The following is a 16,791-nucleotide window of genomic DNA, read 5'->3' on the forward strand; positions in this document are numbered from 1 at the left end:
GCTTCTCAGCCCCACAAGGAGAATCTCGATGCCAACGGCACCGTCGCCGCGACTGCGCTACCGGACACCCGCTCGCTACTGGACCGACGCGCTGCCGATCGGGAACGGCCGGCTCGGCGCGATGATCTTCGGCCAGCCGGACCATGATCGCTGGCAGCTGAATGACGACACCTGCTGGTCGGGATCCCCGCAGACGACCGTGGGTGAACCGGCGACCGACCAGTCGCCGGCAGCGGCCGTGGCCCGGGCCCGCCGGCTTCTCCTCGACGGACAGCCGGTGCAGGCGGAGGACGAGATCAAGAAGGTCCAGTTCGGGCACTCCCAGGCCTACCAACCGCTGGCCGATCTGGAGATCATCAACGAGGACGGCCACCATCGGCTGACCACCCGCGAGCTGGACCTCGGGACCGCGGTCGCCGGCTGGCAGGCCGAGGGCGCCGAGGCCGAGGTCTTCGCCAGTGCACCGGCGAACGCGATCCTCGGCAGCTACCGCTGGGACACCGCCCACACCGTCCGGCTGCGATTGACGGCCGCCCACCGGGAGTACGGCCACAGCCGGCTGACCGTGACCGAGGACCGGGTGGTCGTCAGCACCCGGATGCCCAGCGACGTCTACCCCGCGCGCGATCACCGCACCAAGACCGTGGTGTACGACGACCGGCCCGGCGTCAGCGCCGTCGTGGTGGCAGCGGTCCGCACCGACGGCACTGTCAGCACCGACGCCGATTCCCTGATCATCACCGGTGCCACCCGGCTGCGGATCGCGCTGACCACCGAGACCGACTTCGTCGACCCGCGGACGACGCCGCACGGCGACATCGATCGGCTGACCGAAGCTGCCGGCAGTCGGGCTGCTGATCTGCTGCAGGTCGATCATGATCAGCTCCGCGCCGCCCATCTCGAGGAATACCGATCCTGGTCCGACCGATTCGACCTGGTGCTGGGTGGAACGGCGGAGGACGCGACCGTCGACACGCTGTTGGAACGGGCCCGGTCCGGTGACGTCGCGCCCGGCCTGGTGGCGCTGATGGTCCACTACGGCCGCTACCTGATGATCAGTGCGAGTCGACCCGGCAGTCGGGCGATCAACCTGCAGGGCATCTGGAACCCGTGGATCCAGCCGCCGTGGCACAGCAACTACACCGTCAACATCAACACCGAGATGAACTACTGGCCGGCCACCGTTGCCAATCTGGCCGAATGCGCCGAGCCGCTGTTCGATCTCGTCGAGACGGCGGCGGCAACCGGTGCAGCGACAGCGACCTCGGTCTACGACAGACCCGGCTGGACGGCCCACCACAACACCGACGTCTGGGGCTTCACGCTGCCGGTCGGCAACGGAACCGCCAAGCCCAGTTGGGCATCCTGGCCGATGGCCGGTTTCTGGCTGCTCCGGCATTTCCGTGAGCAGTACGCGTTCACCGGCGACGACGCGTTCCTGATCGATCGTACGTGGCCGCTGCTGGACGGTGCAGTCTCGTTCGGCCTGGCGACTCTGTGTCAGCTGCCCGACGGGACCCTGGGTGTCGCCCCGTCCACCTCACCGGAGAATCAGTATCTGGCCCGTGACCGGGACGGCACCGAGCAGCCGATCGCGGTGACCGTCTCCTCCACGATGGACATCGCCCTACTGCGGGACACCTTCGCGTTCTGGCAACAGGCGGCAGCGGTCGTGGCCGAGCATGGGCGCCCGGTCGACGCCGATCGTGCGGCGGACGTCGCGACGGCGCTGGAGCGGTTGCCGTTGCCCCGGCCGACCGAGCGCGGCAGCTACCCGGAGTGGCTGGCCGATCTGCCCGAGGCGGAGCCGGAGCACCGTCATCAGTCCCACCTGTACGACCTCTTCCCCGGCGACGCTGTCACCGGTTACGACCCGACGCAGGCCGACCTGCTGGCGGCGATGGCCGAAACCCTCCGGCTCCGCGGCGACTACTCCACCGGCTGGTCGCTGGCCTGGCGGCTCTGTCTGCACGCGCGGCTGCGGGACGCCGACGCCGCTACCCGGAGCCTGGGGCACTTCCTCAGCCCGGTGTCGGACGAGATCGCCGCCGCCGGTCCGGCGGTGGCCCAGGCCGGCGGTGTCTATCGCAACCTGTTCTGTGCCCATCCGCCGTTCCAGATCGACGGCAACTTCGGCGCGACCGCCGGGGTGATCGAGATGCTGATCCAATCCCACGGCCGGATCGACGGGCTACCGGTCGTCGAGATGCTGCCGTGTCTGCCCGTCGGCTGGCCGGAGGGTCGGCTGACCGGGGTCCGTGCGCGCGGCGGCCTGACCGTCGACCTCGCGTGGTCGGCCGGCCGGCTCAGCACACTACGGATAACCGCCGATCGTGATCACCGATTCCTGCTCCGGGTTCCCGGCCGTGCTGATCGCCGACTCGACCTCGCAGCGGGACAGCTGTGGGGCGATCCGGACCTGCCGCCGGCCGGCCGCTGAGTTCTCGACCCTTCGGCACGCTCAGGAACCCGCTAGCGAGGTCCACGACACGCTCTCGTGTCCCGCACCCGGAGTTCGGGCGCGCGACCCTAGCCGCGGCGAGGTGCGAAGACGTTGTGCGCGTCCACCATCAGGCGCACCAGCGTGTCCTGACGGAACGCGTAGCGGCGGGGGTCGACGGTCCGGCTCTCGGCGTGGGAGTGCAACAACGCCAGCTCGGTAGCGGCGAGTTGGTAGTCGGCCATCGCTCGCTTGCCGATCTTGCCGAAACGGCCGGCCGCCCACCGCCGAGCCTGTGACCGCTCCCGCAGTGTGCTCAGCATCGCGACGTCGGCCGGGGTGACGCTGCCGGTCGCGTGGTAGGCCGGTAGATAACGCCGGATCAGCCCGACGACTCGACGACGATCCCGGACCAGCAGCACGATCAGGATCACGATCACCACCAGCAGGATGCCGTAGGCCACGGCCAGCCCACCGAATCCGAAGCTGCTGGAAAAGTTCCAGGTCGCGTGCAGCAACATCGCTCCGACCCAGCCGGCCAGCACCGCAAGTACTCCCCGACCGCCACGGTGGTTGGCCGCATAGGTGATACCCAGCCCGGTCATCGAGGTGAAGATCGGGTGGCACAGCGGCGACAGCAGACCACGCAGCACGAAGGTGAACGCCAGCGCCGCACCCGAGGTCGACATCGCCTGCAGGTAGTAGTTGACGTCCTCCACGACGGCGAAACCGATGCCGACCATGCCCGCATAGATGATGCCGTCGGTCGGGCCGTCGATCTCGTCGCGGCTGCGCCACAGGAAGATCAGCAACACCAGGCCCTTCAGCGTCTCCTCCACGATCGGCGCACCGATCGACGCGCCGACCATCATCCCGCCCTTCGGACCGAACTGCGGGGTGAAGATCAACGCGATGCCGGCCGTGTTGATCACCAGCGCGAACAGACAGGCGACCCCGGCACCCCAGAGGAAGGCGAACAGCATCTTGGTCGGCGGTTCGGGTTCCAGCCGGTCGATCAGCAACAGCAGTCCGACCACCATCAGCCCGGACGGCACGGCGAGCAGAATGCCGACCACCGTGTGGATCGGACCGGCACCGAGCAGGTCGTAGGCCAACACGACCAACAGGCAGACGCCGCAGATGATCGTCCCGGCGATCAGACCACCGGTCGGTCGGTTGCGGTAACGTCCCTCGATCACGGATTTCGGAGTCAGTGCTGGCACGCGGCCGACGCTACCGGCTGATCGGGTGCCGGCGGCACACGGTCCGGGCGTTCCAGGGCTACGTTCGCCGCCGTCGATTGATCCGGCACCACCATCGGCGTGTCCCGGATCGGCGGCAGCCGACCATGGCTGCGGATCAGACCTGACCGCCCTTGACGAGCACGATCCCCTGCTCAGCCAACTCGTTCTCCCGTGCCCTGACGACATCGTCACGTCGGTTGCGGATCCGGAGCAGTTCGGCGACGCAGGCCTCGACGTCGACACCGCCGCTGGCGACGTCGCCACCGAAGTGTGCTTCCAACTGCTCGATCGCCCCGTCCGGTTCGGGCGATCGACCGACGACCCTGACCCGAGCTTCCGCGTCGAATCCCATCAGCCGGGAGCCCAGCCAAGCCTTGGACTCCTCATCTGGTGCGAGGACGTAGTCGTACAGTCGCATTCGATTGCTGAGCCACTTCGTCCGCTCGCTTCCCGGCGCGCCGAGGAAGACGTGGAACATGTCGTGGAACCCGCCCTCGCGCAGATTGAGCTTGGATTGGTTGATGTAGACCATCACTTTGGTCTCCATCTGTTGCGCGACATACTCCGCCTCGGTCGCGATCCGTCCGAAGTAGCACGGCAATCGGGTGGCTGCCTGGACCGCGCGGTACGCCGACACGTCGCCGACCAGGATCGCGACCGGAGCTTCGCGGCTGAGGCGGTCCAACACCGGGAGCCAGGCGACCAAGCCGGCGATGCTGCTCGGCGACCCTGGAAAATTGATCAGGAAGTGGGTGCGATTGGCGGGATCTGCTGCGCGTGCCCTGCTGTTGGGCAGTACCGCGTGCTGATGACGCAAATTGCGTTGCAGGCGCCGATATCGCTGGACATACCCGGTCCAACGGCGAAGCCTGTTGCTGATCGGCTCACGGTGCAGTTGTCGGGTCCGCTGCATGAGCTGCGCGGGATCCGAGGCCATCAGGCGACCACCCTTCCGATCCGGGCCAGTTCCTTCGGCACCGGATGCTTGCGGTGTACCCACTCATCCCGCTCTGCGATCATCCGTTCGACGGCCTGCGTAAACCGATTCAGCGAGGCACCCGGCGTCGTGTCGCCGTAGTAGTAGGCGGACCAGTTGCGCATCTTGGCGATCTGTTCCGGATCGGTCAACGCACGCCGCACGACCGCCACGATGTCGTGCGCCTGATCGGCGTTGAGCAGCGGCAGGTCGGCCAGGAATGTGGTCGGGTCGATGACGGCCGAATCTTCCGCAGGCTGGGTGACGACCAGCGGTTTGGCGGTGGTCAGCCAATCGTAAGCAACCGCCGAGACGTCGGTGATCATCAGGTCCGCGCCGGTCAGATGCCACCCGAAGGCGGTGTTGTCGATCAGATGCCCCGCCTGCGGATCCGCGGCATTGGCGGCTTCGATCATCTGTCGGATCTTCAGGTCGCATGCACCGTGCTCGGCGACGGCGATTCCGGTCCGCGGATGCGGGCGATAGATCAGCCGGAAGCTGGGATCACCGAGCAACGATTCAACCATCGGGATGCCGTGGCTTGCCACCGACCCATAGCGCATCGACGTGCGACCCCCTTCCCAGGTGGGGGCATACAAGATCGTCGTGCGGTGCCTGTCCGGCATGATCGGCGCGGAGTACTCGACATCGATCTGAGGACGCCCGATCTCGATCGTCCGGGCGTCGACGTCATAGTCGAACAATCGCCGTCGCAATCGGTCCTTGGCCGCAGGACCGGCGACCAGATCGTAGTTGAACACCTTCATCCAATTCGACGCCATGTAGATCTTGTCCGATTCGCCATGGCAGATGAACGCATGCTGGCAACTGTTCAGACCGAGGATGCCGAAGTTGGTGTAATTCTGATTGGGATACAGGATCACTTTCGGCCGGTGTACCTTCCGCACGTGGTTCAGATCAGCCGCACCACGGATCAGCACTACCGGCAGTGACGTCTCCGCACGGACAATCTCGGCCGTCTCCGGCTCGTAGCACAGAACCGCCACCGACCGTTGCCTGGACAGATACTCCAGCGGCCCATACCACTGGCGCACCTGGTAGAGGTTCACCGGTAGGTCAGGGAAGTGCAGCAACACATCGAACTGGCGGTGGGAGTGCCGACGGTAGGCAGGCAAACGAGCGAGGCGGTGATGCGCACGGCGACGATTCCACCATCTACGGACCCGACGCGCAGGCTCAAGGGCGTCGTGACCGCCGCGGCCGAAAGCAGGAGTCACCGCCGTCTCCGGGTCCGAGATCTGCTCGGTCGTCGACGTCGCAGCCGATCGGCCGGCCGCCGGCGTCGATACTCGGTCGACCACGTACTACCCCCTCCAGCGAGCTGCGCGTGCCTCCCCGGGCGCGCTTGATCCGCACACCGAAACAACCGACGTACCCAAAGTTAGCCCACAGTTCATGCCAGGATCACACGTTTTGGGTTGTGATGGACAGTCGCCACCCCCTCGGCGCGATCACGATCGGTATTATCCACCGAACTCCGGGTCGTGCAGGCGATCTACGTCAGGTGGCACGGGTCCGCACTCCACGTGAGTCGATCCGCACCTCGTAGCCGGGTTATCGTGGCGGGTCGGCCCTGCAGCCATCGGCTGCCGAGCGCAACGAAAATCAGCGGTGACACGTAGCATCACCGCGCGAGCTTCAAGGAGTCCGGGCCAGTTGTTGCCATCAGTCCGCAGACACCTCGCCGGGAAGTATCGCGAGCACGTCCATCCCGCGTTGAGGGCAACGCTCCGCCGAGCTCGGGCGCGGCGTTCGGAGCAGCAGAGCGCGCTGGTCAGCATCGTCATCCCCATCTACAACGTCGAGGAGTACCTCGACGAATGCCTCACCTCGGTCATCGAACAGACCTACCGCAATTTGGAGATCATCGTCGTCGACGACGGGTCTCCGGACGGCTCGTACGAGATCGCGAAGTCCTACACCCGATGGGACCCGCGGATCCGCATCATCCGGCAACCGAACCGCGGACTGGGCGCGGCGCGTAACACAGGCATCGCCGACGCGCACGGCCGCTACCTCTGTTTCGCCGATTCCGATGACACGCTCCCCCAGGATGCGATCGCCAGAATGGTGGAGTCACTGGGCCGCACAGGTTCCGATTTTGCCGTCGGAGCGCCGATCCGGATGGCCGACGGGAGGACCTGGAGTTCAGGATGGGTGAAGGACGTGCACGCGGTCGACAGACCGCGCCTCACGCTCGACGAATTCCCCGAGATCCTGAAGGACGTCTTTGCCTGGAACAAGCTGTTCCGCGCCGACTTCTTCCACCGCGTCGTCGGCGCGTTCCCTGAGGACATCCGGTACGAAGACCAGGAAGCGACGGCGAAGGCCTACGTCGCCGGCACGTTCGATGTCCTGGCGGCACCGGTGTACTACTGGCGCCTCCGCGGCGACGGCACCTCGATCACCCAACAGAAGTCTGATCCGGCCGACCTTCACGACCGACTGATCGTGAAGAACCAGGTATCGGAAGTGATCTCCAACGGTGCCAGCAAGCAGACCCACGACGTGTGGTTGGCCAAGGCGATCGGCTTCGACCTGCGCTCCTACTTCGAGCAGATCCCGCGGACAGATGAAGCGTTCTTCCAGCAGTTGAGAGACGGCGTGAGGGCCCTCAACAGTCGGATGACGCCCGACATCTGGCGACTCGTTCCGATCATCGATCGGATCCCCGCGCGAGCTGTGTTGGCCGGGAATCGCGACGACGCCATCACAGCGGTGACGCAGCGTGAAGAGTATGGCTGGTTCGTCCCGGGTGATCTCCGCGACGGCGCCGCATACCTCGGCCGACGCTATCTGGAGGAGATGCAGCTCGAGCGGGACGACGCCTTGCTGCGCTTGGCCGATGCCGATGTGAAGGTGATGGCCAAGGCGACCTCGGTCTGGTGGCACGATCACTTCTTGCGCGTCGAGGGCCACGCCTACCTCAGCAATCTGGCCTATGACCCCGACGTGATGACGACCAGGATGGAGTTGGTGTCCGAGAACGAAATACGGGTCCCGCTGAAGGTTCGGAATCGACGAGACGAGCGACTCGACCTCGAGACCAAGGACTCCTGGAACAGCCACGCCGAGAGCGGCTTCGCCGTTGACATCGACCCGACCGAACTGCCGATCGGTGCCACCGACCCGTGGCGGGTCGAGATCACGGTCACCGCAGGAAAGATCAGCCGGACCGCCGTGTTGCGCGATTGCGACATCCGGGGAATCGGCGGCACGCGTCCAGTGGCACCTGCCCACGGCAACGTGCGTTGGATGGCCGGGTTCGAGGACGACAACTTCTTCTCCCTTCGCCACACCACCGAGCTCGAATCACCGGTCTCCGAGCTCACCGTCGGGTCCCGCGGCGTCACGATCACGGTCGCCGACGCCGAGGCTCGGTCGCTGCGACTGACCTGCCGATCGCTGCGGCGGACCGTTGAGATCGCCGGCAGCCCGGTGAAGGTGGATGGCAAGAAGAGCGGCCACGTCCGTTTCACGGTTTCGTTGCCGGAGCTGGTCGACGGCGACAAACTCTCGGTGGAGCATGTTTGGTCCATTCGCGCCCACGGCGGACAGCGGGAACCACGACGCCTGACATATCCCGGCAATGCCGACCAGCTTCATCAGGCATCGCCAGAGCACCGGCAGCTACGCGCAACGATGACGCGGGCCGGTACGCTGCGCATCGCCCAGAACCGTTGGTGGGCGGTCGCAGACGACGTCAGCGTCGAGGACGAGACGGTCACGGTCACCGGGCGGATCGGCGCTCCGGGCGCTAGCGGTCTGCAGGCCAGGATGGTCGGCGACAGCCAGATCATCGCGGCTGACAAAATCAAGCTCGACGGCTCTGCCGAGAGCTTCGCAGTGCGCTTTCCGTTCAACCTCGACGGTCGCATCCCCAGCACCAGGCACGGATTCAGTGTGCGGCTCTCGGTCTGGCTCGACGGCCGCCGCCAGGAGCGGTGGCTGAAGGTCTCCGACGGCCTCCAACACCGGTTCCCCGCAGACGCCGACAGTCGCCGGTTCGGTGTCACCATGACCCGGACGAAGAAGGCGGCCGGGCTCTGGCTACGGTTCCGGCCGCGGTACGCCACACCGGAACGGGGCCGGCTGGCACAGCGCCGATTGCACGAGCATTATCGGCTTCCCAGCTCTGCCGGGGGTGGGCTGACCACCGAACTTCGCGACGCCGTTCTGTTTGAGAGCTTCAACGGGCGCAATGTCGGCGACTCCGTCTTGGCGATCTATCACGAATTGCTCTCCCGCAACTCCACGATGAAGTTCTTCTGGTCAGTGTCGGATCTGACGACGCCTGTCCCAGAGGGAGCGACGCCGCTCCTGGTGCATACCCAGGAGTGGATGGACGTCTTGCACAATGCACGGTATCTGGTGAATAACAGCAACTTCCCATTCTATTACCGCAAGCGTCCGGGACAAACCTACATCCAGACCTGGCACGGTACGCCGCTGAAGAAGATCGGAAACGATGTCCCCGGCGCGAACCTCTCCCTGTCCTATCGCCAACTGATGCGCCGGGAGCCACATTATTGGGATTCCCTCCTGGCCCAGAACGACTTCGCTGCCACCACGCTGCCAAGGGCATTCGGCTACGCCGGGCCGGTTGTGACTCAGGGTTACCCACGTAATGACATGTTGACCGGGCCCGATGCCCAACTGCGCCGCAAACAGGTTCGCTTGAACCTGGGACTCACCGACGAGAACTCGGTAGTGCTGTATGCACCGACGTGGCGGGACAACGTGTCGGTCAGCACCGGCTACGCGCTCGTATCGCACCTGGACTTCGCGAAGATGCGCAAGGCGATCGGTCAGCAGACCAGCATCCTGCTCCGTGGCCATGCCAACACGGCTCATCAAGCAAGCGCGGCCCCGGAGGGCGTCACGGACGTGACCCGTTACCCGGACATCAATGATCTTCTGTTGGCATCCGATGTCCTGATCACCGACTATTCCTCGGTGATGTTCGACTATGCGGTTACCGGCAAACCCATGCTCTTCCTGACACCCGACATCGACGAGTACCGTAATGTCACGCGCGGGTTCTATCTGGATTTCGAGAAGATCGCTCCCGGACCCCTATGCCGGACCAATGACGATCTGATTGCAGCGCTACGAGACCTGCCGGGAACGACCGAGGCCTTCCGGGAGCGCTATCGACGGTTCGCCGCCGACTTCACAGCTCGAGACGATGGCAACGCGACCCGCCGAGTTGTCGACACCATCTGGGGGCCGGCTGTTTCCGGCTGAGACAGCCCGCACGCGGGCGCTCGGTAGGGCTCTACTCACGGCGGCGGCCGCCGCAAGCTCTGCGACGTACAGATTCGAGTCCCTTCCGTCACGGAACAATGCACCCGCTATCGTTTTGGCGCAAAGGGCTCTGATGGCAGAGCCCCGGTCTCGTTGAGGAGTGTCATTGCCCGGCCCCGAGCGTCGACTCTCGTCCGCCCTCCGCCAGCTCGCTGTGAAAGGGCGTCCCGGAGCTCGGCGGTACCCCGAACAGCAAGTCGTCGATGCCTCGGCTGCGGAGCACGACTCGGGGGCGCACCGATTGGAGACGGCCCTGTCGCTAGCTCAAACGCTGGTCAACGAGCTGCAGCACCAGCGCGCCGAGACGCCGTCGCCGGCAAGCGAGCACGATCTCGGCTACCTGTTCGTCGTCGCGTACGGGCGGTCTGGCTCGACCCTGCTGCAGGGCATCCTGAACTCGATTCCCGGCTATGACATCCACGGAGAGAACAGAGATGCCCTGCACCATCTCTATCTGTTCCACTCGACCCTGGACGCTCAACGCCAACGGAACACCAGGGACTACGAGCTCACCCCTACCAGTTCGTGGTACGGCATCGATCGATACGACCATGCTCGCGCGATGGACGACCTCCGAGCCACTGTCATCGACAGGATGCTGCGTCCCGCCCCCCATACCAGGGTCGTCGGTTTCAAGGAGATCCGGTGGTGGCACAAGGACTGGGAGTCCTACCTCGACTTCCTCCTCAACTTGTTTCCCGGTGCTCGATTCGTCTTCAACACGCGATCCCACGAGGCCGTGGCTCGCAGCAAGTGGTGGGGTTCATCCCCCGACCCGCGGGCCGAACTCAAGCGGTACGAGTCGCGAATGGACGACATGGCAGCGCACCTGGGCGAGGCAGCCTATCGAGTTCACTATGACAGCTATGTCGCCGATCCCACGGTGTTGACAGGACTCTACGATTGGCTGGGCGAGTCGTTCGACCATGAGTCGATCAGCGCCGTCATGGCGCGGAAGCACTCCTATTGAGTCCACGTCGCGGCATGTCACCGTTGCTCACTGCGAGCCGGGGATTCTCCGGCGCCGCGGATGACAGCTGCCAAGTACGAGTCGGACGAGATGAACCCGTCCCGATGCTGCCGGTTCAGCTTGTGGGTCAGCTTGTGAATGAACGATGACCTCAGAACCCGATCCAGCTCGTTGCTGTCGAGCGGCTCGTACATCATGACCTGCAGCGCATGCGGTGGCCGCGATCCCAGCCGGATCCCGCCGTCCCACTCCTCGGCGAATCCGGGCTCAAGACGATAGAGCATCTCGAACAGATGATGAATCAGGTAGTAGTCGATCAGATCCTGCCGATGCTCGAACCAGGTCAGCAACGCTGCGCGCAACAGAGCAACGATGCGAGACCCCTGCCGGCTGACCATGAACCAGCTGGAGATCCGCGACTCGACATAGTTGAACGCGAAGAAGCCGGAGCCGGCCAACTCGGTCACGGACTCCGTCAGTGGCGCGGTGGTGAGACAGGTTGCATCGACCCAGATCCCGCCGTACCGGGCCAGCAGCTCGACCCGCAGCGCGTCGGAGAAGAGCGCACGCTGACCCACTGACCCCCTCATCAGGGAATCGGGGAAGTCGGCGTAGTAGGGCAATGTCGCATCGTCGATGAAATGCAGCTGATCGGGCGGGTTGTGGCGTTCGAGGGCTCGTCTGCACGCCCGGACAACTGGCGGAGCATCGTGGTAGCCCTGCCCCCAGTAGGTGAAGATCGGGAATTCGCCGAGCCCTCCGGCACCGGATCGTGCGGTGTGATCGGCACGCAACCGGATCTCAGACAGGTGCTCGGCGAGGAATTCGCCGACCTCCCGTCGGGGGGCGAACCGATTCACATCGATCTCCGCCGCGCGTCGGACATCGAACGGCGCGCCGGCCTCGGCCGCCGCCGTCGATCGAACCAGCTTGCCGATCTCCGCCCGTTGACCGGTTCGTTCCAGCGCGAACGCCAGTCGATAGCGGGTCGTGGAACCGGCGTCACCGTCAACCGCCTCCCGCAGCGGGTCGACCGCCGCCGCCCACGCACCCTGATCGGACAGGCGACCGCCGACGAGCTCGGCCAGAATCGGCGAATGCGGCTTGGTCAGGAGGCGAACAAGCTGATTGTTCGTCTTGCTGATGATCTTGCTCGCGGGTGATCGGACGTCCGCTTCGCGCCGCGTCGCGATCATCCGTTCAGCCTCACTGATCAACAACGTCGCTGCCGCGGACAGGTCCGCGTACTCACCGGCTCGCACCTGATCCAGATACTGCCCCAGGACCATCGCCTCATCAACGGCCAGATGGGTCGCCCGAGCGACGATCTGTGCAAAGATCTCGGCAATCACTGCGCGGTCTGGGGTGGCCCAACTGTCACTCCCGGGCCAGGACTTGGACGGTTCGATCATCGTCCGAACGGACTCCGAGGCGCCGGGCTCGCCGGCCCATCGGTAGGAGTACCACCGGTCGTCCGATTCGTCACCATCGAAGTAATCGATATCGCCGACGGTCTGAGTCAACTGGAACCGATCCCAGCCGACGGCACCACCGTTCGCGGTCATGCCACAGATCAGCCGGATCCACGCCTCCGAGGCCTCCTCGGGCACCCGGAAGCGCACCATGATCCGATACCGACCGGGTTCATTCGGCGCCCGGTCGCTACTGGCCAACGCCCATTTAGTGGAGCCGTCGATGACAGCGCCCGCCGCAATGGACAGGCGGCTCTGGGCCAGTGGCCCGGTCAACGGATCGCTCAGCACGACATCCACCGAACAGGTGTAGAACTTCCCCGGCTGCATCCGCAGACGTATGCCGCCGTGCCGCCCCCCGGGAGCGAGGTGCGTATCGGTATTGCGACCGACACCCTCGATCCACAGTGCCGTCGTGGCGTCCGATCTCGACGCTCGGCGGGCGTGAACGTGGACGTAAACGGCACCGGCCGCGTATGACTCGGCGTCGCCGGAGTTCACACCCAGAACCGTCGCACGGCCCAGACGAGGGCACGGGGCCAGGTTGCGGACCTGCGGGAGGACAGTGTTCTCGCCAATGGTCACCGTTGACCTCTCCTGCTTGCCCGGTCCAGGTGTCTTCGGCGACTGACGCCTCGCCGATCTGAACATCTCCCAAGGCCCCTTTCGCCGGCGCCCGATCGAATCGGCAACGTTACCTTAATGTTCGGGGCGCCACGTGAGAATCAGCGGCACGGCGTGCCGATCGACACGTCGGCCCGACGTCGCCGAGCTCTAGACTCACGCAGATGCCGCGTCCACCATTCTGGCCGAAACGACCGTCCAAACCCTCGTCGGCACCGGCCTACGTGAACGCAAGCCGGGTGCAACTGCGGCGAGCCATGGAGCGGTTCGCCGCAGAAACACCTAGTGGTTCGAGGGTGTTGGATGCCGGCGCCGGGACCTCGCCCTACAGGCGCCTGTTCCGCCGGCACCATTACGAAGCTTCCGACTTCGCCCAATTGCCCAAGAAGTATGCGCCGTTGGACTACGTCTGCGACATCACTGCCATACCAACCGAGGACGACCGGTTCGACCGCGTCATCTGCAATCAGGTCCTGGAGCACGTCCCAGAGCCCGCCCAGGCGATTCGAGAGTTGTATCGAGTGCTGAAGCCGGGCGGATTGATCTTCTGCTCCGCACCACTCTTCTACGCCGAGCATCAGCGTCCGTACGATTTCTATCGCTATACCCAATTCGCCCTGCGACGACTCTTCACCGAGGCCGGCTTCGAGATCGCCTCGATCGAGCGTCTGGAGGGTGTCTTCGGCACCACCGCCTACCAGTTCCAACAGATGTGGCTGTTCCTGCCCCGGACCGTCGACGACCTCAGGCAACTGAACGTGGGCGGTCGCATCGTCTACCTCGCCCCATTCGTGCTCGGTACTCGGTGGATGGCGGGCCATCTGCGGAAGCTGTACTCGGCCGCCGAGGTCCGCTGGAAGTACGTCGGGCACGGCATGCCGAAGAACTGGGTGGTGATCGCACGGAAGCCGAATCCGGTACTCGACGAACGCGCTACGATCCGTCGACGATCGGCCGACGAAAGCGGTCGATCCTGACCGGATAGGGTTTCGCCAGTCCTCGATGACAACGATCGAGGAGCGGTCACCATGATCACTCTGCGGAGGAGTTGCATGTTCCAACCCGTTCGACGTGCTGTGCGCCGGATCGTCCCCGACCCGATCGCCGTCTTTCTGCGGAACAACCTGCCTACCGTGACCGGGAGCGCCCAGGCACCCGCGTCGCAGGCCGCGGGCACGACCACCGAGACGCCCGTCGCGTCGCACCGTGCAACATCTGCCGAGCGGCCCCACCCGACGAAGCAGTCCAAGACCTTGCAGATTGCCGAACCGCTGCTGTCGGCGAGTCCCGCAGATGTCGCCGCCGCGATACGCCGCCTGTTGGAGGAAAAGCAACCATCGACAGCACTGGGTGTCGCCTCCGCGCTGCAAGGCACCCCGGCCGCTCTCGCCGCCGGGATCGTCGCAGGCGTCCGAGGGTTCGATGATCGTGCATGGGGATTACTCAAAGACCTTCCCGTCGAGATCTGGTCGGTCCTGGCACCCAGCGAGTACGTGCGGTCGGGGCTCGCGTGCGACCGGGACGCCACGGTGGCAAGCCTGTGGTCGTTGACCAAGACGCCGCCGCCGAAGATGCCGGCACGGGCCTGGCACGATCTCCTCGGCCCGGTCTACGCCTACGGCGAGTCGGAGTTGGCCAAAGCCATCTTCAAACGGCTGGACGGGGCTGTCGGCGACGGGTCCGGTGTCGACGGAAACGTCCGCTGGCCCCGGGACTGGTTCCGTGACTGGGTGGACAAGCCGGGTGACGCACCGACCATCCAGCAAGCGCAGGGCGTCACGTCGTCATTCGCAATTCTTGACTACCGGCACCCGGACCGCTTTCGGGCTTCGGCGAACATCGGCGACCACGTCCAATCGCTGGCCGCGCTGAGCCACGTTGTCCGCCACCAGGGTTTGCGCTTCGACGGCGCCGACGACATGGTCGACCTCGCCAGCCGGCTGCAGTCCCGGGTCCGGCCGGAGGTCCGGCGGACCGATCGCACCGGGACCGTGCAGCTCCTCTTGGCCCAACGCGACGCATCCAACCATGACGCCTTTCCGGTCGATACCTGGGCCATCGGTTTCGGCTGGTACATGCACCCACAGTTCGGCATCAACTACGACTTCCCGTTTCACCCGAACCTTCGCCCGATCTTCGTGTCGTTCCACGTCAACAGCCGGCAGATGATCACGCCGGAGGCGATCGAGTACCTCAAGAAGTACGGCCCGGTCGGCTGCCGGGATTGGACAACGGTCGATCTGCTGCTCTCCGCCGGTGTGGACGCCTTCTTCTCCGGTTGTATGACCACCACGGTGAGCAACGTGTTCCCCGACACCGATGTCCGGCCGGCCGACGACGCCCCGACGGCGTACATCGACGTCCCCGCCGAGAAGGTCCCCGCGGGCGCGCTGACCGCGGGCCAGGCTCGTGACGCCGTCCGTCTGACACCGTTCGCGCAGAACGTCGATTTTGCCGTCGGCATGCTCGAGACCTACCGGCGCAAGTATGCCGACATCACGACCAGTCGACTTCACGTCTACCTCCCCAGCCGGAGTATCGGCGTCAAGGTCAATTTCACTCCCGAGAACATGTCGGATCCCCGCTTCGCGGGCCTGGCACCGATCGATGACGCTGCCTTCGACGCGATCAGAGACGGCATCAACGCCAAACTGGAGCCGGTGATCGGAGCCGCGCTGTCCGGCAGTTCGGTTGACGAGGTCTACGGCCTGTGGCGAGAGCTCACCGGTCCCGCTGTCAGTGCTGCGAAAGAACGCCTCGCCCAGCAGGTCGAGATCGCCGCCCCGACGTCGCGTCTTGCCAGCGTCGTGCCGCAAAGCGCACCGGCACTGCCCAACGGGCTCGACCCGAATGCAATCCATGTTGCGATCCGGGCCACCCGACACCACGTCCGCCTGCTCCGGGTGCTGCTCTCATCGATCGCCGAGCACACGTCGCGACCGGTCCATGCACGGATCATCACCCGCTCACCCGATCTGTTCAAGGTCGGCGAGCTGGAGCAGACGGCGCCGGGGGTTCGCGTTTCTGTCGTCGACAGCCGCGCCTACGCCGAGGATCTGGTCAAGCCCGATGGCGACGAACACTCCGCGGCCGAAGTGGACAAGTTCATCACTGCCGATCTGTTCCCGGGAGTACGCCGGTTGATCACGATGCCGGTCGGAACGATCGTCACCGGTGACCTGGCCGAGCTGGCCGACCTCGAGCTGGACGGTCAGCTGCTGGCTGCCCCGCGCCCTTACGGATCTCGGCACACCAGCGGGTACGCCGTTCTCCTGGGAGCCGCCCGTAGACTACGCGATCTGATCGATCGCAGCGCCGAATTCCGTCGCCTCATGCATCAACGTCACGCCTTCGACTTCGAACGATTCGAGACCGACCTGCTTGTGATCGATGCGCAGCAGTGGCAAGAGCGCGGATCGCTGAGAAGTCTGTTGGGCTGGGCGGAAAACTTCGGTCTGACCTACCGGGAGGCATTGCACGCCCATCTGGGGGCCGAGACCGCTGTCATCCCCGACCGCTGGCACGTCATCCCCAGTCAGGCCCCGGCGAGCGATATCGCTCTGGTTCATTGGGCCGAACGTCCCTGGCCGTGGGGCGAGGATCCGGCACCGCTACGTGATATCTGGCAGGCGGCTCAAGCCGTCACGAACGCTCGATCTCAACCACCGGTCGCGTAGCCCACGGATGAGGGCCCGCTCAGCAACGACGAGTGGGCCCTCAAATCTCTGGCAACCGTC

The 16,791-nt window shown here is 65.3% G+C and carries 9 protein-coding genes; 5 read left to right on the forward strand and 4 right to left on the reverse strand.

The window, feature by feature from the left end:
* Positions 1-28 precede the first annotated feature (28 nt).
* On the forward strand, positions 29-2,440 hold the full coding sequence (locus BLU38_RS00215) for a glycoside hydrolase family 95 protein (protein WP_091518007.1): 2,412 nt from the start codon (positions 29-31) through the stop codon (positions 2,438-2,440).
* Positions 2,441-2,529: 89 nt separating this feature from the next.
* Here the strand turns inward: BLU38_RS00215 and BLU38_RS00220 are convergent, their stop codons facing one another.
* The 3 genes from BLU38_RS00220 to BLU38_RS00230 form a co-directional block, all read right to left on the reverse strand.
* A complete protein-coding gene (locus tag BLU38_RS00220) occupies positions 2,530-3,663 on the reverse strand; it encodes a PrsW family intramembrane metalloprotease (RefSeq protein ID WP_157683109.1) in 1,134 nt (377 codons plus the stop codon).
* 136 nt (positions 3,664-3,799) lie between these two features.
* Positions 3,800-4,621 (reverse strand): hypothetical protein, encoded by an 822-nt coding sequence (locus BLU38_RS00225; protein WP_091518015.1) that lies wholly within the window; start codon positions 4,619-4,621, stop codon positions 3,800-3,802.
* Positions 4,621-5,982, reverse strand: coding sequence for a CDP-glycerol glycerophosphotransferase family protein (locus BLU38_RS00230; RefSeq protein ID WP_157683110.1), 1,362 nt, complete (start codon positions 5,980-5,982; stop codon positions 4,621-4,623). Before BLU38_RS00230 ends, BLU38_RS00225 begins: the two co-directional genes overlap by 1 nt.
* A gap of 310 nt (positions 5,983-6,292) precedes the next feature.
* Here BLU38_RS00230 and BLU38_RS00235 point away from each other — a divergent pair, with 310 nt between their 5' ends.
* Both BLU38_RS00235 and BLU38_RS00240 read left to right on the forward strand, forming a co-directional pair.
* Positions 6,293-9,928 (forward strand): bifunctional glycosyltransferase/CDP-glycerol:glycerophosphate glycerophosphotransferase, encoded by a 3,636-nt coding sequence (locus tag BLU38_RS00235; protein WP_091518022.1) that lies wholly within the window; start codon positions 6,293-6,295, stop codon positions 9,926-9,928.
* Between the two features lie 166 nt (positions 9,929-10,094).
* Entirely contained in the window at positions 10,095-10,958 is an 864-nt protein-coding gene (locus BLU38_RS00240; protein ID WP_157683112.1) for a sulfotransferase family protein, read from the forward strand.
* A gap of 17 nt (positions 10,959-10,975) precedes the next feature.
* Here the strand turns inward: BLU38_RS00240 and BLU38_RS00245 are convergent, their stop codons facing one another.
* Positions 10,976-12,760, reverse strand: a complete 1,785-nt coding sequence (locus tag BLU38_RS00245) for a capsular polysaccharide synthesis protein (RefSeq protein WP_157683113.1) — start codon at positions 12,758-12,760, stop codon at positions 10,976-10,978.
* Between the two features lie 458 nt (positions 12,761-13,218).
* Between BLU38_RS00245 and BLU38_RS00250 the strand changes: the two genes are divergently transcribed.
* Both BLU38_RS00250 and BLU38_RS00255 read left to right on the forward strand, forming a co-directional pair.
* Positions 13,219-14,031, forward strand: coding sequence for a class I SAM-dependent methyltransferase (locus BLU38_RS00250; protein WP_091518035.1), 813 nt, complete (start codon positions 13,219-13,221; stop codon positions 14,029-14,031).
* A 51-nt stretch (positions 14,032-14,082) separates the two neighbouring features.
* Positions 14,083-16,731, forward strand: a complete 2,649-nt coding sequence (locus BLU38_RS00255) for a glycosyltransferase (RefSeq protein WP_157683114.1) — start codon at positions 14,083-14,085, stop codon at positions 16,729-16,731.
* Positions 16,732-16,791: the final 60 nt, after the last annotated feature.

Origin of the sequence: Microlunatus soli (assembly GCF_900105385.1) — a bacterium.
Classification (GTDB): Bacteria; Actinomycetota; Actinomycetes; order Propionibacteriales; family Propionibacteriaceae; genus Microlunatus; species Microlunatus soli.